Here is a 20,560-nt window from a genome sequence, read left to right on the forward strand (position 1 = left end):
CGTTTCCTCCTATGAACTTCCTTGCCATAATTTAAGTAATTTAGAGGTGGTATTTTTAAAATGCATGCATACGCTGTTCAAACCATTATTAATTTGATACGCAGCTTCGGTATAATTATTTGCTCCGGTGCTTTATTTTTTGCGCTGTTCCTGTTGTCAGGCTGTTCCGCGGAACGTAAAAACGTGATCTCAAAAGGTTATCACAATACGACTGCGCGGTTCAATGCTGTTTTTTATGCAAAGAACCGCATCGCCGAGATTGAATCGATCATTGAGGACAATCATGACAATAACTATGATCAGATCCTGAGAATCTACCCGCCCTATGATTCTGTTATGGCGCTTTCGTATAAGGAACAGAGTGATGATGCCATTAAAAAAGCGTCTATCGCTATCGAACGGCATAAAAACAGCAAGTTTGTCGACGATGCTTACCTGCTCGTTGGTATTGCCCGCATGTACGATACTGATTATGTAAATGCCGTAGAAACATTCAAGTACGTTTTTAAAAATGGAGAGGACAGGGAACGCGTACTGGCACTTGCCTACCTGATGCGTTCTTATACCGATGACGGGGAGTACAGAAACGGACTGGAAGTTTCAGGATACCTTGACAAGGAAAAGCTCAATAAAGAAGAAGCCAAGGTAGTCTATATCAATCGTGCATACATGTACCAAATGATAGACGATGAGAATAACATGGTACAAAACCTGGTGAAGGCCGCACCGCTGCTCAAACGCAAAGATGGCAAGGGCCGGCTTTATTTCATTATCGGCCAGGTCTATGAATCACTTGGTTTTGAATCTGAAGCATATGGATATTATCGGCAGTGCATCGGCAGCAATCCTGAATATGAACTTGATTTTCATGCGCGCATCCGTATGGCACAGGTTGCGGAACTGAAAGGCGCTTCAGATGTGAAATCGACCAGAAAGCTTTTCGAAAAATTGCTGACCGACAAGAAAAATAAACAGTTCATCGATAAGATCTATTATGAAATGGGCGAATTCGAGGCGAAGCAGGGCAACCTCGACCAGGCGATTGACAATTATAAACTGGCGTTGGGTGCCAGTACCCAGGCCAACCGCCAAAAGTCATTATCATACCTGCGTCTGGGGCAGATCTATTTCGACAGCCTGAAAAGGTATTCCCTGGCCAAGTCCTACTATGACAGCACAATCCAGATCCTTCCGAAGGATTTCGAGGATTATGAAAAGATAGCCCGGAGACAGGCGGTTCTGGCAGATTTTGTGGAACAGATTGATGCGATTCAATTGCAGGACAGCCTGCTCGTTCTGGCAGGCCAGGACAGTCTGAGCACGCGCAGGATGATTCGTAGTCAACTTCAGCAACAGGACAGTATCCAGCAGGAAAAAGAAGAAAGGGCTGAAAAAGAGCGGGAGAGGACAGCCAGGAGGAACAACAACATTTTACTGGGTAATAACACCGGATTCTCTTCGACGAACTGGTACTTCGACAGTCCGGCAGCAGTGGCACAGGGACAATCGGAATTTCGGCGTATCTGGGGTGACAGGCCTCTTGAAGACCATTGGAGAAGATCGAACAAACAGGTGTTTAAAAATTATGATGAACAGGCCGCCATACAGGCCGACGACGATGTTCCTGTGGAAATGCAGGATCCGGAAGAAGTGGCAGCCGCAATTGAGGCCCGGCTTGAAGACCGCACCAATGCACTTATGGAAACAATTCCATACTCAAAGCAGGAACAACTAGAAAGCCTTGGGATCATAGAGAATGCACTTTTCCGGCTTGGCAATATCTACTACTTTGATCTTGAGGAGGAAAATAATGCGACCCTGAATTTTGTTTCGCTCATTGAACGATTCCCTGAATCTGAGCATGTACCGGAAGTTTTATACCAGCTCATCCTGATACATGAAAAATCAGACCCGCAAAAGGCATCGGTATACAAGGAAAAACTACTGAATGAATTCCCCAACACCACATATGCACATTTGATAAGAAATCCGAATTACGACCTGGAAAATTCACAGGCTGTCGCTGCTGTAAAAAGGGTCTATGCGCAGGCTTATCAATTATACAACCAGGGAGAATATGCATTCGCCCTCGACAAACTGGACAGTGCACTTCAGGTTTCGCCGGAAACCAGCTTTACTCCGCAGATGGATTTATTGCGGATTTTAGTGCTGGCGAAAAATGAAAGTAAGGAAACGTATGAGGGACGGCTTGAATCCTTTATTCAGGAATATCCTGATTTCCCGATTACACCCTATGCCCAGGAGCTTCTTGAAAAGTCACAAAATTTCAATACGGCTGCATCGAGAAAGGAAGTGGTTTTCAGCGAAAACCGAAACCAGGAACACTATTTTGTAATGGTTTATGATAATGTGAACGGAGGTGAACAACTGGCCGTGACTGAAACCATCCAACTTTACAATACACTCAACTGGGATGAACAACAACTGAAGCTTTCCACGCTTCAGATGGAAGGGAACCGGAGGGTATCCATTCTGCGTTCCTTCGAGAACGGACGGGAGGCTTACCGGTATTTTAAAGAATTTGAAAAGAAAGGCGTAATCCCGCCTGCGACGCTCACAACTAAAAGTTATACATTTGTGATTACAAAGGACAATTTCGATATTTTGTATCAGTCCAGGGATTTGGCATCCTACATGCAATTTTTTGATAAAAACTACAGGAATGGAATCTACGAACAAGGCCAATAAAACGAAGGAACCGGTGTCCTCCAGGAAGGGAATTCTCGGCTGGATTATCCGAATAAGCTGGATCATATGTCTGTGTCTGCTGCTGCTTGTTCCCTTTTATGTTTATACAGTAAGTGTCGATCTGTTCGGACTCTATGGCGGAATGCCAAGTCTGAGGGCACTTGAAAACCCCGAAAATGACCTGTCAAGCGAATTGATTTCATCAGACGGACTGGTCCTGGGAAGATACTTCCGTTTTAACAGGTCACAGGTGACATACGAACAATTATCACCGGAGCTGGTAAATACCCTCCTTTCCAGTGAAGATCACCGATTTTATGAGCATTCGGGCATCGACTTCCAGGGGCTGATGCGTGCTGTGGTGGGTAAGCTTACCTTTAATTATGCCGGAGGCGGAAGTACCATAACCATGCAGCTGGCCGAAAATCTATTCCGGACAATGACAGAAAATCAGGGTACACTTTATTCGGTGCCCGGAGTTCGGGATATCATAATCAAGACGAAGGAATGGATCATTGCAGCCCAGCTGGAAAGAAACTTTACCAAGGAAGAGATCATCGCCATGTATTTCAATACGGTGAGTTTTGGAAGTAACTCATATGGTATCAAAACTGCTGCTGAAACCTTTTTTGGAAAGCAGCCTGATCAATTGAATTATCAGGAATCGGCCGTGCTTGTCGGACTGCTGCAGGGAACCACCACCTTTAACCCGATTCGAAATTATGACAACTCCCTTTCTAAACGAAATCAGGTCCTGCTGAAGATAGAACGGCATGGACATATTACCAACGCAGAACGTGATTCACTGGCAAATCTGCCCATAGACCTGACAAAGTATAGCGTTGCCAATCAGAATAAAGGTCTTGCCACCTACTTCAGAACGGTGATCACACGGGATTTGCTGGAATGGTGCGCCGAGAACAACCTCGATCTTTATGAGGATGGACTGCGAATTTTCACAACTATCGACAGCAGGATGCAACAGCATGCTGAAGACGCAGTAAATGAGCATATGGGGGCACTTCAGAAAATCTTCTATGATCATCTCGACGGACGGCAGCCATGGGTTGACGATCAGGGAAAGATCATTCCAAACTTTGTTGAAAGCCGTTTCAAAAGAACTGAACACTACCGGAACCTGGTTAAAAAATACGGTGAGGGAAGTGATTCCCTCCGGATTGTAATGACCACAAAGAAACCAATGACTGTTTTCAGCTGGGAAGGTGAGATTGACACACTGATGAGCCCGCTTGATTCGGTACATTATTATAAGCATTTCCTTCAAACGGGGATGATGTCGATGGATCCGCACACGGGACACATAAAAGCGTGGGTGGGCGGTATTAATCATAAGTACTTCAAATATGATCATGTACGGCAGGGAAAACGACAGCCTGGTTCAACGTTCAAGCCTTTTGTGTACGGTGCAGCTATTGAATATGGTTATCCTCCATGCTATGAGCTGGTCGATGCCTCACCAACTTTCCAGGTAGTGGGTGATCCGCCTACCTGGTCGCCGCCCAACTCAGACGGCACCTACGGTACAGGGGAAAAGCTTACCATACGCGAGGGGATGGCGCGATCCATCAATACCGTGACCGCACAGCTCATGCAGCAGATCGGCCCCGAAAATGTAGTTGAATTTGCCCACAGGGTGGGCATTGACAGCGATCTGGATGCCGTGCCTGCCTTATGTCTTGGTGTTAGCGATGTTTCCGTTTTCGAACTGGTAGGGGCCTATTCTACATTTGCCAACAACGGCCTATATACAGAGCCCTACTATATCACACGGATTGAGGATAAGAATGGCAACGTACTGGAAAATTTTGTGCCTAAAACACGGCAGGCGATCAGCCCCCAAACAGCCTACAAGATGCTCTATATGTTACGGGGTGGTGTGGAAGAACGCGGCGGAACCTCACAGGGGTTGAGTCTTGAACTCAAGATTGACAATGAGATCGGCGGCAAAACCGGTACCACGAATAATGCCTCTGATGGCTGGTACGTGGGGGTTACCCGTGATTTGGTAACAGGTGTCTGGGTTGGCGGCGATGAACGCAGCATTCATTTCCGTAACTGGAATTACGGACAAGGAGCAAAGACAGCGCGGCCAATCTGGGATATTTATATGCGCAAGATTTACGCCGATGATTCGCTCTCCTATGTGAAGGCTCCCTTCCAGCGTCCCGCTGAAGGTATCGATGTAGAGCTTGATTGCAGTCAGTACGGCACCGATGAAAGTGATTCAGTACAGGTGGAGGAACCGTGGGATCTCGAACAGATTCAATAAACAGCGATTCAATCGGAGAACCACGATTTAATGTGGAGGAGCGTAATAAGCTCCCCCACCAGCCCGGGGTTTATAAATTCTACAACCGGGAAGACGTGATGCTCTACGTGGGCAAAGCGAAGGATCTGAGAAAACGCGTTGCCAGTTATTTTACGAAGTCACACAACCTGAATCGCAAAACCCGAAAGCTGGTACATGAGACGGCCGCCATTTCCTTTACGATGGCCAATTCTGAGTTCGACGCACTTTTGCTGGAGAATAACCTGATCAAGACCCATCAGCCGAAATACAATATTCTGCTGAAGGATGACAAAACCTTCCCGTATATCTGTATTCTGAATGAACGCTTTCCAAGGATTATCAGTACCCGAAAATTCAGGCCTTCCGACGGTGAATATTTCGGTCCGTTTTCCAGTGTTGTGGCAATGAAGAGTGTGCTGGATCTGCTGAGGAAACTTTATACGATCCGAACCTGCAAACTAAATCTGAGCGAGAAGAATATTGAAGCAGGGAAGTTCAAGGTATGCCTGGAGTATCATATTGGGAACTGTCTTGGGCCATGCGAAGGACTTCAGAGCGAGGCGCATTATAATGAGGAAATCGAACAGGCGCGAAATATTCTAAAAGGAAATCTCTCCGTAGTGAGCCGTTATTTTCGTTCGAACATGCAGGCTGCAGCGGAAAAGCTTGAATTTGAACGGGCGCAGCGGTTCAAGGAAAAGTTGGATCTGCTTGAGAGGTTTCAGCTCAAATCGACAGTTGTTAATCCGAAACTTACGGATCTCGATGTGCTGGCGATCGTTAGTACCGACGACGTAGCATTCATCAACTATATGCAGGTAGTTAATGGTGCAATTATTCTTGCAAGAACGCTGGAAATCCGAAAGCGGCTGGAGGAATCCGATGCTGATATCCTGGCATTTGCGGCAATGCACCTGAGGGAGGAGCATGAAAGCAACAACAGAACCATTATCACCAACGTGCGCTTTTCACTCGAAGAAGAAGACGAGATCATTGTCCCCAAAATAGGTGACAAAAAGAAGTTGGTTACGCTGTCACTGAAAAACGCCCTGGAGATGAAACGGGAGCGTACGAAATCGGCTGAGGAGACAACAGCGCCCAGCGAAGTATTACTGCGAATGCAAAAGGATCTTCGCCTTTCTGAAGTGCCTGATCATATAGAATGTTTCGACAACAGCAATTTACAAGGCTCTAATGCCGTAGCGTCGATGGTTTGTTTCAGGAACGGGAAACCAAGCAGGAAGGAATACAGGCATTTCAACATCCGTACGGTCGAAGGGCCGAATGATTTTGCATCGATGCAGGAGATCGTTTACCGCAGGTATAAGCGTGTTTTGGAAGAAGAATCCGATCTGCCCAAGCTGATCGTGGTTGATGGCGGAAAGGGTCAGCTGAGTAGTGCCTGTCAGGCATTGAAGGACCTTGACATTTACGGAAGGGTCCCGATCATAGGAATAGCCAAACGGTTGGAGGAATTATATTATCCCGAGGATAGCCTTCCCCTGCACATCAGCAAGAAATCGCCGTCCCTGATGATCTTACAGCACCTGAGGGACGAGGCGCACCGGTTTGCCATTACTTTTCACCGAAATAAGCGTAGTAAAAATGCCTTTAAAACCGAACTGGAGGATATTGAAGGTATTGGCAAATCAACGGCCGACAAGCTGCTTAAGGCATTTAAATCAGTCAAAAAGATCCGTGAAGCGCCTATGGAATCTCTGGAACAGATCGTGGGCACGGCAAAGGCCAGGGTTGTTGCTGAACACTTTAGGGCAGGTGATAGGGAATAGGCTGTAGGGAATAGGACATTGATCAGGTGGTAGGGAATAGGCTGTAGGGAATAGGACATTGATCAGGTGATAGGGAATAGGCTGTAGGGAATAGGACATTGCCAGGCGGTAGGTAATCCCGTCCTGTCCCAACGGGATCCCTTCGGGGTAGGGACAGCGCATTGGTAGAAAAAGATGTTATGTAAATATACCGTGCCGTGCCAACGGCATCCCTTCGGGGTAGGTACGGCGCATAACCGGGTAACGTGGGCATACATAATAAAAAAAGGGAGCGGCAAAGCCACTCCCTTTTTTTTGAGATAATGATGAGTTTAAAGAAATTAATATTCCCAGAGATTATGCTCTTTCTCCATTAACTGCATCTCCCACCATTCGGAAGCCATAACAGCTTCTTTACGGTTCTGGTACATATCCACGATAGGATCGTTGTCGGGATTTTCATATTTGAACAACGAAGCGCGGAACAGACGGAGTGTAAACGCATCTGCAAAATTCTTGTTCTCAGCACTGTTATACCTGTTAACCCAGATTGCGGATTCAGGATGCTCACGGAACAACTTATGCAGATCCTTGTATTTAAATACTCCAAGGCTCAGTTCTACCTGATCAAGTGTTTCAGATCCAGGTACGATCAGTTCCATCGACTGGATTTTGTGATAAAGGCGGGATCTGCGTTTGTCAAAAATCACATCCTCCATTACCCTGATTTTACTGATCTGACGCGGCAGGAAGAAGGTTGCTGCACCGTATCCGGGTGTCGCTTCCCAATCGTCCGGAGATTCTGAAGGCACGGAAGTAATCTCATCGAAGATAGCCGTATAGGTTACTCCGTTATACCTCACGCGGTCTCCTTCATAATACTCAAAACCGTTCTGCCACTGTTCGATCTCAACACCTTCCTGGTAAACCAGGCGATCCATGAAATCTTCCTTGCTGATACGAGTAGTGAGTGAATCATTGGCGTAGATGTCTGACAGCTCGCCTGATCTCACAGAATTAATAATAAACTGTGTAATCTCACCACCACGGGCAAAGAAGCCCTTGTTTTGTTTTTCTTTCAGGTCAATCGTTCTCCATACCCGACGCTTGAATAAGTGCTCATAGCGAGGGATTGGATCGATGGAATTCGGATTGTACTGATCCAATTCACTTACCTGTGAGTAACCGGGAAGCGCCAGGGCTCCCAGGATTACTGCGGCAAAAAATTTCTTTAAACTCATCATGTTTCCGATTAGTTAATTGGAATAGTATAAATTTCAGTTAACGGACGTGCACGCTCATTTTCACCAGTAAAGGTTCTACGTGTAACACGTTCCACATTGATAATTATTGCATCACCGGGGCGAAGCTGGCTTCTCCACTGACGAAGGTCAATGTTCTCAGTAGTGAAGTCTTCTGTGCGCACGGCACGACCGCTTCGGGCCAGTTTTACAGTTACTTTATTTACACGGTAACGTGCATCTTTCGGCACTTCACGCTTGAAGTTCTCATCAGCTTCTGCGCTTACAGTAAGCGTACTGATTGCTGCAGCTGTAGCGCCATCACCTGTTACCGGCTTACCTCTTGAGGTAATCACGATATTCGGCGGCGGAACCTTCTTCACATCAAATGATTCCGTACTAAGCAGGCTACCGTTGTTAGATACATTCAGTTTTACCTTGCTGCGTCCTTTAGGGATCACGGTTACAAGTCCGGTACGGTTACCCTTCCTGACATCTGCGTCGTTAGACGAGAAGCTAGGATTGTATGACGTACCAAGCGCCGGAACCTGGATATCAAGTTCGTTACCGCAATTCTGATAAAGGGCCTGCAAAGCAGCTGATTTCACCTGTACCACGGGCTTGGCCACGAAATATTTGTGAACCATGTTATATGTGGTATCATTCAGTTCGATACTTGCTGTAATGCTCTGCTCAGACAAGAGTGTCTTAGGATCGTAATTGTTAGCGCTGGCGGTAAATTCGATCTTACCGAATTCAATGCCACCTTCAGTTACTCCCTTTTCTACTTGCTTGCCATTGTATTTGAATACAGGGTTGGCACCTGAAGCCGCTGCTGTAATAAACAGTTCCGCTTCAAATTTCGCACCCGAAGCCACAACGTTAGAGTTCGGACGGATCAAAGGAACGATGGTAGTGAATTCCACATCCTTTGCACCTACCTCCTCGGCGATCAGGCCAAGAGCATCTGCTTCATATTCAAGAACCTGCGTCTCAAGCTGGCTGATTGTTGCCATACCGGCTACCATCGGCGCATCTGCAAACGTAAGGGTGAGGAAGTCCTTGTTTTTCTGATCCGGGTTGTTTTTGAACATATCCATGTCCTTTGCATCCGGAGTCAGGGTAGGGAATTCCTTTCCTGTGAGTTCCTGAAGTTTTTTCACAAAGTTATCCAGATCAGCTTCGAACTGCTTGCCTTTTCCTTTATCAGGAGCAAGCATCATGGAGGCAACCTTTTCTACATCAGAGGCTGCTTTAAAGTTTCCATTTTCGTCGAGGCCACCTGTTTCCGATACGATTTGTTCCTTCAGACCTTCCATCTCTTTGATGAGGTCTGCGGTCATCGTACGTACTTCCTGGGCTTTCTTAAGAGCCTTGATATCGGCTGCCCGGTTTCCTTTTTCTGTTACCGTCGCCTGGATGTTGGCAACCAACTGGTTGTTTGCCGACGCTGACTCCTTTGCCAGACTTTCCAGGGTCGAATTGAAGATCGTGAATTTGTCCAGTACTGCGCTACTTACGTTGAGTGCAAGCATCGCGGTAAGTACCAGGTACATCATCCCGATCATCTTTTGTCTTGGTGTTTCTTTACGACCTGCCATTATTGCTAAGTTTTATTAAAAAATAAGTCTTGTTTAAAACGTTACTTCCGCAAATTAATGATTAGAAGCAGGACTAGCTCCACCTCTCATGGCAGTTAGCATGTTACCGTATACCGTGTTCAATGAAGTCAGGTTACCAGTAAGTTTATCAAGTTCGTTAGCAAATGCCTTAGTCTTTTCACCTGCACGCGTCATGCCGTCGAGGGCACCAGCCATGTTAGTGTAGAATTTGTTCATTGCTTTTACATGACTGTCTGCATCCTTCAGTTCCATTTCATAAACGCTGTTAAGCTGGCTTAGGTTCTTAGTTGCAGAAACAACCTGAGTATGATATTCCTGTGCATCTTTGGAAGCATCAGCAAATTGTGCCATTGCCTGCGCAGTTGTAGCATAGGATTTATTCATATTGATCAGTGATTCAGAAGCTTTCTTCACATTACCTGCATAATCATTAGTCGCTACTGCAGCGTCTGCAAGATTAGACATACGTGAAGCAGATTCTGCCATGCTCTTCATTCCTTTTCCAAGGCTATCGATCAATTCAGGACCGATCTTAGCATTTTCAAGCATTTTGTCAAGCTGCTGTGAAGCAGGAACACTTGATTTGTTTGAAACACGGGCAGGAACAGTTCCTTCGAAATCTTCTGCCAGTTCAGGATAGACTTTTGCCCAGTCTACTTCTTTGTGAGGCGGTTCAAACGCGCTCAGGAAGAAAATTAGGGCCTCCGTGCTTAGACCAATCATAAGCATTTCGTTAGCTCCGGGTAAGTGCAGGATCTTAAAAAGTGCACCCACGATTACTACTGCAGCTCCAATACCGTATATTTTAGGCATTACTGTTGAGAACAATAGTGCTGCAAATCCGCCTTTTTTAGTACTCATTTTATTAAAGGTTTAAGGTTAAAATTGAATATAGGTCAGTTAAAAAAATTTGTAGGTTGATTATTGTTTAGAATTCGCCTCCAGAAGAACGTCCCAGGTGCGTCATCGCATTCCTGAATCCGATATATGCTCTTGCCGAATCCTTGTATTCGTATGTTCTTGTACCAGTTTCCAGGTAGTAAGCCACATCTTTCCATGAACCACCACGAATTACCTTCTTAGGGAATATGTTGGGGTCATACTGTGAACTTGTAGGATCAGTACGCTTATCGATGTATTGCGGGTTCAAATCCCATACAACCGGAACAGAAGCAGGGTTGAAATCATCAAGTACCCATTCTGATACGTTTCCGGCCATGTCATACAGACCGTAGTCGTTCGCGAAATAACTCGCTACTTCAGCTGTATAGGCAAATCCATCATCATAATAGTTACCGCGACCAGGCTTGAAGTTTGCCAGCATACATCCTTTGGAGTTACGGATATACGGGTTACCCCAGGGGTATTTCGCCATATCTCGTCCACCGCGGGCTGCATATTCCCACTCAGCTTCGTTAGGAAGTCTGAATGAAGGCATAGGCACTTCACCGATGCTGCGACGGTAATCAGCCCAGTAGGCTGTTCTCCACTTGGAGAAGAAAGTCGCTGCTTCCCAGTCTACACCAACTACCGGATAATCATCATATCCCGGGTGCCAGTAATAGTAATCCTGGATCGGATCTCCCATATGATGCGCAAAGTCGCGTACCCAAACAGTTGTGTCAGGATAGTACTCCGTCATAATGGTCTCTTCACCGAGAACACTTACTGAATCCTCGAGCAGATGGTTGATAAACTGCCGGTATTCGTTGTTGGTGATCTCCGTATCGTCCATATAAAAGGAACCAATGGTGACCTGCTTGTTAAAATTTATTTGTGTGGAAGCCGGATCCTCATCTGCCTGTCCCATATGGAACGTACCAGCAGGAATCGGAACCATCCCGTAGGGTTGAACCATCTGCCAACCTTCTCGACCGGGAACGCCGACCAACTCTCCTCCGTCGCCGCCGCTACCACCGAGTCCGAGGAGCCCGCAACCTCCCAAAAAAGTCGCCGCTAGGAGCGAAAGGGAGTAGAACAAATGTCTTGAAACTTTACGCATAACACTTTATTTTAAAAAACTTTAACTTGTCGGTTTAAGTCAAATTCAGTTACTAATTAATCCAATTACAATCGAAATATATAAAAATTATTCTGCTCAATCTTAGAAGATGTATGTTTTTAGTGAACTTTGCAGTAAAACCGAAATGGTTAATTATCAGGTTTGTTCAGTAAAAAATACCTCTCAAACAGACCTAATCATGTCTGTACCTTGGCGTTCTAACAACACGTTTACTAGCTCCGGGGTTCACCGGTAATTGATAGCTAAGTAAGAATTCATGTGTCGTCGGTTGCTTCGCGTCCTGGTCTTTGACTACATAACCGAAGCTGTAGCCAAAGCTTAACGACTTATCCTTTAAAAAATTGTATCCAAGGAGGACGTTAATGTCTTCAGACTGTCGAAAGGTAACCCCACCCCACATCTGTTCCTTATAATAGGCCATACCACCCAGAATAAAACTATATTCATTGAAGTCGGTAGACACCATCACAGATGGTTCAAGGACCAGATCAAAATTTACCCGGTGAATATATCCGAACATAAAATAACCATGGGTCTCGAGTGCATTTCGTATTGGCACACCGAAGTCGAATTCTGAATTCAACAAATGGTTAAAACTAATGCCGGCATAATATTTTTCATTCCTCAGGTAAACACCTAATGCCAGATCAGGCCTAACCTGGGATTCCGAACTATTCAGGATCACCGGGTCGTCGGAATCGATAAAGCGATATTCGCCCTTACCGATCGATTGCGAGAACACCCCCATCCGAACACCAAAGCTGAGCTTCGAATTCTTGATACCGAGATGATACGCATACGACGCCTGGACCTCCAGATTATTCAATGGTCCCAGATTATCGTTTACAACATGTACACCAAATCCACTTTTGAATTTGTAAATCGGTGAGGTCACGCTAAACACCTGTGTTGTTGGAGCTCCTCCATCATCAAAGGTGCTGTTGTACCCCGCCCACTGTGTACGGTGCAACAACGTTATTTTGGTTAAACCTTCCGTACCTGCAAAGGCCGGATTGTAGAAAAGCTTGTTCATCATATAGTATGAGAACTGAGCATCCTGCTGGGCAAAAGCGGGTCTAAGGCCAAAAAATGTTGCCCCGAAACAAACAATAAAAATTAGTTTTCGCATAACATGACTCAAAAGCGAACTTAAATATAAAGTTTTTTCCTCATTACATTCAAGCCGCCCTAATTAAATGGCGTAATAAATTGTATTCGATTATACTAAAATTAACGAATAATTTACGCTATTTAATATTATTAGCCTTCTTAATGTACAATTCTATGGCTCCAGTCATCGACGGAGCGTTGGGAAGGGGCGCCTCAATATCCAGGACCAGTCCGGCATCACGCACTGCCTTGGCGGTCGTAGGACCGAATGCCGCAATTCGGGTGTTGTTTTGCTTGAAGTCCGGAAAGTTGTCAAACAGCGAATGAATGCCGCTGGGGCTGAAAAAAGCCAGAATATCATAGTAAACGTCCTCCAGATCAGACAGGTCACTGGCCACTGTACGATAGATTACCGCCTCACTGTATTGGTACCCATTCTCCGCAAGGAATTCCGGTATATCATCCTTCCGGATGTCTGAACAGGGGAAGAGATACTTCTCATTCTTGTGCTTTTTGAGGATCTCCAGCAGGTCAGAAGCCGTACGATGGCCGGTGAATATCTTGCGTTTTCGGATAACGATATACTTCTGTAAGTAATTCGCAGTTTGTTCCGAAATACAGAAGTATTTCATATCAGCCGGCATCTCAATTTTCAGCGCTTCACAGATCTTGAAGAGATGATCAACAGCGTTTCGGCTGGTAAAAATAATGGCTGTATGATTGAGAATATCAATCTTCTGCTTTCGGAATTCCTTGATCGATACAGGATCAACCTGAATAAACTGACGGAAATCCACTTTCAGATTATATTTTTCTGCCAATTTGAAGTAGGGGGAGTTTTCGTCCTTGGGCTCGGGTTGAGAAACTAGAATACTTTTTACCGGAAGCACTCTATCTTTCACTTTATCAGTCATAGCTATTCTTACCTTCACATTGTTTGATTAATACCCCATGACAATACAATTACTAAGGGTATCAATTCTGTGGCGCAAAGGTAGGAAAATAAATGTAAAATCGTATGTGACGATTCATTCATTAATTTAAAATAGATCAAAACCGCACGGAGCCCGAACAATATTAACACCGTGATCATGAGACCTCTGTAGAAGGAAGGATCCACAATATGCATGGTAAAAATGGCAGCAAACAGGAACAATGCAAGCACTGTATAAAAAAGGAGCCCGATCCTGATATAATTGTAAAAGTGACTGTTCAGAAATCCGGAGATATGGAATAGCGCCTTGAAGGATCGCACCAGCAAATATTTAAGCATTAATAATCCAAAAATAACCAGTGCGAGTCTTGCCCAGATAAAAAGTCCCCTGCCGAATCCTTCGAAATGCATGAAATTAAACCGGTAGTAGAAATCGGAATACTGAACCAACACGAACAGTACCCAGGCAGCCAGCATGCTTTCAAGTAAATAAAAAAACAAATTAACCAGCGAAAGCGGACGGGTCTTCATTAAATTCTCATCCAGCTCTCGCAAACTCACTGCCCGCGTAAGCCGAAAAAAGTCGCGCACCATTCTCGGATAATAGTAATACAGGACGGTAGCAAAAGCCAGAATTAGTAAAATGGTAAAGATCAACACGTTTCGGATATCTGATTTTTCCTTCGCATCGATAATTACCTGGTCGCTGCGTATCATCCGGGATGTCTGCACATCGGTAATCCGGTAAATTTCAGTCGAAATTGAATACGGATTCAGTCGCCTGTTATATAAGGTGTAAATCACCGAGTCGCCGTAAACTTCCCTGAGACTGTCAACATCCATCCATTTTTCGCCCTGAAAAAGCATCAGAAGCTTATCACCCTGGAAAATAGAAACTTCTTCTGCCGAATAAAGCCGCAGCAGATTGCCCCGGTATTCCGACAACGGAATGGGGATAAACAGGGAGTTCCCGGAAAAAGATTCAATATTGATCAGCGGAATGATGCCGTCACGTGATGAACGCATGCGCCATTCGGCCGACAAATCCTTAATTTTCATGGTATCCGTCTGAGCCCGGGCCGGCATTACGGCAAGAAGAAAGATTAGTCCGAAAAAGATTTGCTTCATTGGGGTGCAATTTATCAGAATTTGGCTTTATAACCGAAATGAAATTTCGAAAGACGCAAATCCAGCGGCTGATTTTGATCCCTGCCCACCGCATATGCAAGCTGTAACAGTCCGCCACCCGTCTGTAATGTGAGCCCGATTCCCAGTCCGGTGGGGTTGTCCCAATCACCAAGGGACCTTAAAACAGCCTGATCTGCAAAAAGAAAAATATTGGAGGACTCATCAAAAAACAGCTGCCACTCTATTGTATACAGGAAATATTGCCGCGCGAAAAACTGATTTTCATTGAATCCGCGAATAGAACGGAAACCCCCAAGACGATAGAGATCATTCAGAAAGAGACGGTCGCTGTCCAGCCACCCTCCCCGGGCATGCTGAAATAGCAACGACTTCTTTCCCGTTTGGAAACCCCACCTTCCAGCCGCGCGGGCACCTAACTGTATTAAGTCCAAATCAATACCGTCATAGACATCATCTGGAAAAGCGGCATTCCTGCGGATCTTTTTATTACCCACAGTGAACTCTGCAGAAAAATGAAGGCCCTTAAAACCCAGCCATCCCGCATCAGACCTGTCATACCGATAGCCCGCCCCATAATCATTCAGGTTAAAATCGGCTACATCCGGCAGCACCTCCACGTCGCTTCCGGTTTCCAGTAAACGTGCCGCACGAAACTGACTTAAAAAGGAAATGGTGTGCCGGCCGTTCCGGTAATCCACCTGCAGGTTGAAATCCCGGGTAACGAAAGTAGTATCTTCTTTCAATAGCTTAAACCCGACAAATACGTCGAGGTTGGTTCGCAGAAAATTGGGGTGCTGGTATCCGATTTCCAGAAACTGGGTTTCAGGACGCATCCGCTGCCAGTGAAAATCGAATATCTTCCCCGAATTAAAAAGATTCGCCAGGTGCAGCTCCGCCTCGCCGGTTATCCGAAGTCCTCCATCACCTTCTTCATTTGGCAAAAAACCTATGATTGCATCAATTCTGTTCGAAGGTCTTTTTCGAACGGGTATCGCAACACGGGCATTACCGGAACTATAATCAATCGTAAGCGGACCATCAAGTTCAACGAATTCAAGCGCGTCAATCCGCTCATTAAGATTGTTGATGTTACGCTGATTATAAATGTCGCCGGGTCGGATATCAAGATATGCAGCCATCCACTCCCACTTAACGAAAGTCGCATCAGGCAGGATCAGATCCTCATAGACCACCAGTTGTCCGGGCTCGTACTTGATTACGGCGTAAATCCCGGTATCCTCAAGACGGATAGAATCGAGTCGAACCGACGCGAAAGGGTAACCTGATATCTCCGATTCGCGAAGAATTCGTTTAAAAAGACGTTCGAGCTCATTCTGATTGATGGCACTTGTATTAAAACGGCCCGGCCGGAAACCAACGCGATTCTGAATGCGCAAAGGAAGATTTCCTTCTCCAAGATTGGTCCAGGTATATTTTGATCCGGGATTCAGAATAATTTTCCAGCCGGTCTCTGTTTTTTTCGAATCCTCAACCTGTGCCAGCAAATAGCCTCTCTGCTGCAAAAAGAGCAGCGACTCATTTATCTTTTTGCCCAGAGTTGCAGAATCTGAAGCTACGGGCAGTGCCTCCGTAATTTTTGAGTCAAGTTCCCCCCGAACCATCCATTGAATCTCCTGTCCGGCGCTTTTTAGACAAAAGCAGAAAAGACATAGGGAAAGTATAAGGAACCTGGACAATTTTCGCTTATTTTTATTACTAAGTTGTGAAATTATAGTCAATTGGCAGGTATCTACATTCATATTCCCTATTGCAAACAAGCCTGTCATTACTGTGATTTTCACTTCTCAACAATGCTGAAAAGTGTCCCGGAAATGGGAAAGGCCATTCTCGAAGAGATCCGGATGCGTGGAGACTATCTGGGAAAGCAATCCATTTCAACGATTTACTTTGGCGGCGGAACACCCAGCTTATTGCCGGCCGTTTACATCAGCAGCATATTATCGCTCATCCGGCGTTCCTTTTTTCTTACCGAGCAAACCGAGATCACCCTGGAGGCAAATCCGGATGACCTTTCACCTGAAAAGCTGAAGATGTTTTTCGACCTTGGAATTAACCGTCTGAGCATTGGTGTTCAGTCGTTCGATAATGAGGTCCTGAAGTTCATCAACCGGGCGCACAGTCGTGACCAGGCACTAAAATGTATCGAAGATGCACGCAAAACAGGTTTTCGGAATATAAATGTAGACCTTATCCATTCTATTCCCGGCAGCCGGCCTGATCGCTGGCAGCGTGACCTGGAAATTATACTGGATATTTTTCCAGAACATATTTCGAGTTATGGACTTACGATCGAGCCGGGTACCGTATTTGGGAAGTGGCACAAGGAAAAACGGCTGATCCCACTGGAGGAAGACCTGGCAGCAAGTGAATACGAGTTACTGATCAATTATTTGCAACGTGCGGGCTATGACCATTATGAGATCAGCAATTTTGCCTTACCGGGACATCGGTCCCGTCATAATATGAGCTACTGGCTTGGTGAGCACTACATGGGAATCGGACCTGGTGCCCATTCATACAATGGGACTTCCCGTCAGTACAATGTCACCAATAATGCACGATACATTAAGTCCATTCACCATAAGGAACTACCGGCAACACGTGAAACCCTCTCACGCCTGGACCAGGCCAATGAATACCTGTTAACCTCATTGCGCACATCATGGGGAATTGATCTGAAGGTATTACGGGAAAAATTCTCCTTTAACCTGCTGGATGAACAGGGAACATACCTGCAGCGTCTCATCCAGGGAGGTTTATTGCTTCAGCAAAATGAACACCTTATTCTTACCGATAAAGGCAAACTGCTTGCGGATCAGATCACTGAAGATCTTTTTTTAACCAGTCCGTAATTATAATTTTGATAATTTGTCTTAAAATAGTTTCTTACTGATAAATACCCGCTTTATGGACAGTGAAGAAAAAAAAGCATACATGCTTCTCAAATCCGTGATCTTTCACTATCACGGACTGGACCATGAAGAAATGGTGGAGCTCAGCCGCACGGCCGATGAGCTCGATGCACATGATGAACTTGCCTGGGCCAATACCTTTATTTCGGAAGATTATTTCAATTCTTTCGAACGGGCCCGTGAATATCTAAACGAGGTAATGGCTAATTATTCCCACGATAAACGGGTTTCCTATATTGAAATGGTCTGGCAGTCAAACCAGCTGAAAGGATACATCACAGAATTTGAGGCCGCCTCCATGATCAAACTTGCCAAAGACTGGAAAGTAGAGGATGCCCTCCTCCGGCACATCGAAGAGGTTACGAGAACAAAGAAAGAGTCTTAATCAAGCACACATATGTTAAAAGATCGTGGGTATAAGCTTGGCGTGCCGAAGGTACGCTCTGTATGTAGACATATTGTCGATTAAATAACGCGTGCCGAAGGTACGCTCCATGGATAAGGTAAGCCCGTAACAATCCGCACAATTTCTATTCATCTGATTTTCACACGATACGGATACCCGGCACCCATTCATTACAGCCATTTCCCTGTAAAGAAGAGACCTCTGCCTTCCGGAAAGCTCGGATGCCGTAGGTAGGGATACAACCATAACCCCTGACAGGGAGCGTACCTTCGGCACGCCTTACTATAATCAATATCCTGTTTTCTACACATGTGGCGTACCTTCGGCACGCTACCCATGTGCCGTCCATACCCCGAAGGGATGCGTTGGCACGGCACGGTTGCTTACATAATGCCGTTTGATACACATACTCCGTTCCTATCCCGAAGGGATGCCTTTGGCACAGGACGGGACACCCCCATCGTCATCCCTGCCAGACCGGGAGGGATACAACTGACTACCTGCTTGCCTGCCGGCAGCCAGGAAATCTAGGCCTGGCCCAAACTCGTCGGCCTGGCCTCCTCAGACACGGCCCAGGCCGTCTTCAATGTGGTAATCGCTATAACACCCACCGTCATCCTGAAAGAGTGAGCTTAGCGAACGATATTCAGGATCCCCAGATAATACTGACTACCTGCCTGCCGGCAGGCAGGCTGACTATCCCAAAGGGACCCCTTCGGGGCTGACCACTGACTACCATAAAGTTTGTTTACCAATTTATTTTTTATATATTTAAGTAAATTATATACTATGAGTTCAAATCAATACATAAAAGGAACGATAAAGCCGATTGTCCTGAAGCTGCTTTCAGAAAACAAGCGTATGTACGGGTATGAAATAACGCAGGAGGTGAAACGCCTTTCCGGCGGTGAGATCGAGATCACCTACGGGGCGTTATACCCCATCCTGTATAAACTTGAAAATGAGACCCTGTTAAAAACGGAGCAGGAAATTGTCGATAACCGGGTGAGGAAATATTATTCCCTAACCGAGAAAGGCAAGGAAGAAGCCAGGGTAAAGGTGGCAGAGCTGGAGCAATTCCTGGATGTAATACGTACCGTACTTGCGCCTTCTCCAAAACCCGGACTGCTGGCATGGGGAATCTAAGTTCATCACAGGCCGACATTGTAAATCTCTTCCTCGATGAGCAGGGCATTACATTCAGTCCGCTTCGCGAAGAGCTGCTCGACCATCTGATCTCCGATCTTGAGTCACGCATGGATTCAGGAATGTCTTTTCCCGAGGCATGGGAGTTGGTGCAGAAAGAAATATCGGGCCATCACTTAAAAACAATAGAACGCGAAACCATGAAAACAATCAACAGGAAAATCGATTTAACACGGCTTTTCAGTATCCTGTCAGTGATACTCCTCGCTTTAGCCACAACATTCAAAATCCTGCATTTTCCGGGCTCCGGAGAACTTTTGCTTGGTTTTCTGGCATTTACCAGCGTTTTACTGGTCACAAGTACTGTGCGTAATATTATTAATTACCCGGAATCACGAGGGAGACTTTTCCTTTCGCTCATTACGTTGACGCTTATCTTTTTCCTGCTGTATCTCACATTTACCATATTGCACCTGCCCGGCAGGTCGGAGCTTCAGATCATTTCTTCCTCAATGATGTTAATCCTGTTCCCGGCCATTTCCATCTATTTCTACCGATCCGGCGGAAAACTGAAGGATCATGTCATTATAGGATTACTTTCCCGGAACAGTTCCTTGATGGAAGCGATCGCACTAATGATGATCGGGTTTGGATTGGTTTTCAATTTTAGCTCATGGCTAACCGGGGAAACCGTATTGGTAGGTATCGTTTTCTTCATCCTGACCATTATCTGGACAGGCTTATATGCATATAGTTTTACCTGGCCGGCCTATCTCAGGGTGCCCCGCGAAAGAACCGAATTACCACTGCTGATATTCTCAACCACGGCACTGGTATTATTTATTCTACCCTTGTACGGTGAAAACCTTCAGCCTGAAATTCGTAATCTGGCAGCATTTATTGCCCCCATAATCTATATCGGGATCATTTTTTATCACTACGCACGGGTATCAGTTTCATCAAACCGCAAATGGATCCTCACTATGTGTTGTTTACTGGTATTATATCCAATACTCCGCCTGTCGGCCGGAATGGAGTGGTCTCCCATGGCAATTTCCATGGTACATTCGTTGACATTCAATATATCAATGCTGCTTTTTCTACTTGCCAACCTTGTGATTTTCCGAAAGGAGACCTATTTCAGAATTTTGATCATTTTCATGATTGCTATGCAAATGATCCCCAACTTTTAACCATGGAAAGGATC

15 protein-coding genes are annotated in these 20,560 nt (G+C 45.5%); 7 read left to right on the top strand and 8 right to left on the bottom strand.

Translation table 11 applies throughout. The features are described 5' to 3' along the window. Positions 1-93 precede the first annotated feature (93 nt). Genes porW through uvrC form a run of 3 tightly spaced genes read left to right on the top strand, consistent with a single transcriptional unit; the run spans position 94 to position 6,810 of the window. Positions 94-2,709, top strand: a complete 2,616-nt coding sequence (porW, locus tag LDX50_RS25825; protein WP_225699170.1) for a type IX secretion system periplasmic lipoprotein PorW/SprE — start codon at positions 94-96, stop codon at positions 2,707-2,709. Further along, positions 2,684-4,999, top strand: a complete 2,316-nt coding sequence (locus LDX50_RS25830; RefSeq protein WP_225699171.1) for a penicillin-binding protein 1A — start codon at positions 2,684-2,686, stop codon at positions 4,997-4,999. Before porW ends, LDX50_RS25830 begins: the two co-directional genes overlap by 26 nt. After that, entirely contained in the window at positions 4,975-6,810 is a 1,836-nt protein-coding gene (uvrC, locus tag LDX50_RS25835) for an excinuclease ABC subunit UvrC (RefSeq protein WP_225699172.1), read from the top strand. The genes LDX50_RS25830 and uvrC overlap by 25 nt, the downstream gene beginning before the upstream one ends. Positions 6,811-7,130: 320 nt before the next feature. On the opposite strand, the gene porN is transcribed toward uvrC, so the two are convergent. The 8 genes from porN to LDX50_RS25875 all read right to left on the bottom strand — a co-directional run bounded on the left by porN (position 7,131) and on the right by LDX50_RS25875 (position 16,565). Further along, a complete protein-coding gene (porN, locus tag LDX50_RS25840) occupies positions 7,131-8,033 on the bottom strand; it encodes a type IX secretion system ring subunit PorN/GldN (protein ID WP_225699173.1) in 903 nt (300 codons plus the stop codon). Between the two features lie 8 nt (positions 8,034-8,041). Beyond that, positions 8,042-9,631: a type IX secretion system motor protein PorM/GldM gene (gene porM / locus LDX50_RS25845; protein WP_225699174.1), complete on the bottom strand. Its 1,590-nt coding sequence runs from the start codon at positions 9,629-9,631 to the stop codon at positions 8,042-8,044. 54 nt (positions 9,632-9,685) lie between these two features. Then, positions 9,686-10,513 carry a type IX secretion system motor protein PorL/GldL gene (gene porL / locus LDX50_RS25850; protein WP_225699175.1) on the bottom strand — a complete coding sequence of 276 codons (828 nt, stop codon included), beginning with the start codon at positions 10,511-10,513 and terminating at the stop codon, positions 9,686-9,688. Between the two features lie 67 nt (positions 10,514-10,580). Beyond that, the gene (gene porK / locus LDX50_RS25855) at positions 10,581-11,654 is read right to left on the bottom strand and encodes a T9SS ring complex lipoprotein PorK/GldK (protein ID WP_225699176.1); all 1,074 of its coding nucleotides are present in this window, start codon (positions 11,652-11,654) and stop codon (positions 10,581-10,583) included. Between the two features lie 193 nt (positions 11,655-11,847). Then, positions 11,848-12,804, bottom strand: coding sequence for a PorP/SprF family type IX secretion system membrane protein (locus LDX50_RS25860; protein ID WP_225699177.1), 957 nt, complete (start codon positions 12,802-12,804; stop codon positions 11,848-11,850). A gap of 118 nt (positions 12,805-12,922) precedes the next feature. Further along, the gene (locus LDX50_RS25865) at positions 12,923-13,699 is read right to left on the bottom strand and encodes a uroporphyrinogen-III synthase (RefSeq protein WP_225699202.1); all 777 of its coding nucleotides are present in this window, start codon (positions 13,697-13,699) and stop codon (positions 12,923-12,925) included. Positions 13,700-13,713: 14 nt separating this feature from the next. Continuing rightward, the gene (locus LDX50_RS25870; protein WP_225699178.1) at positions 13,714-14,847 is read right to left on the bottom strand and encodes a DUF4271 domain-containing protein; all 1,134 of its coding nucleotides are present in this window, start codon (positions 14,845-14,847) and stop codon (positions 13,714-13,716) included. Positions 14,848-14,861: 14 nt separating this feature from the next. After that, on the bottom strand, positions 14,862-16,565 hold the full coding sequence (locus LDX50_RS25875) for a BamA/TamA family outer membrane protein (RefSeq protein ID WP_225699179.1): 1,704 nt from the start codon (positions 16,563-16,565) through the stop codon (positions 14,862-14,864). A gap of 42 nt (positions 16,566-16,607) precedes the next feature. On the opposite strand from LDX50_RS25875, the gene hemW reads away from it, so the two are divergent. The 4 genes from hemW (at position 16,608) to LDX50_RS25895 (ending at position 20,546) form a co-directional block, all read left to right on the top strand. Further along, positions 16,608-17,741 (top strand): radical SAM family heme chaperone HemW, encoded by a 1,134-nt coding sequence (gene hemW, locus LDX50_RS25880; RefSeq protein ID WP_225699180.1) that lies wholly within the window; start codon positions 16,608-16,610, stop codon positions 17,739-17,741. Positions 17,742-17,796: 55 nt separating this feature from the next. Continuing rightward, on the top strand, positions 17,797-18,186 hold the full coding sequence (locus LDX50_RS25885; protein ID WP_225699181.1) for a hypothetical protein: 390 nt from the start codon (positions 17,797-17,799) through the stop codon (positions 18,184-18,186). 810 nt (positions 18,187-18,996) lie between these two features. After that, positions 18,997-19,353, top strand: coding sequence for a PadR family transcriptional regulator (locus LDX50_RS25890; RefSeq protein ID WP_225699182.1), 357 nt, complete (start codon positions 18,997-18,999; stop codon positions 19,351-19,353). Next, positions 19,341-20,546 carry a hypothetical protein gene (locus tag LDX50_RS25895; protein WP_225699183.1) on the top strand — a complete coding sequence of 402 codons (1,206 nt, stop codon included), beginning with the start codon at positions 19,341-19,343 and terminating at the stop codon, positions 20,544-20,546. The genes LDX50_RS25890 and LDX50_RS25895 overlap by 13 nt, the downstream gene beginning before the upstream one ends. Positions 20,547-20,560: the final 14 nt, after the last annotated feature.

It is taken from the genome of Fulvivirga sedimenti (genome assembly GCF_020328055.1).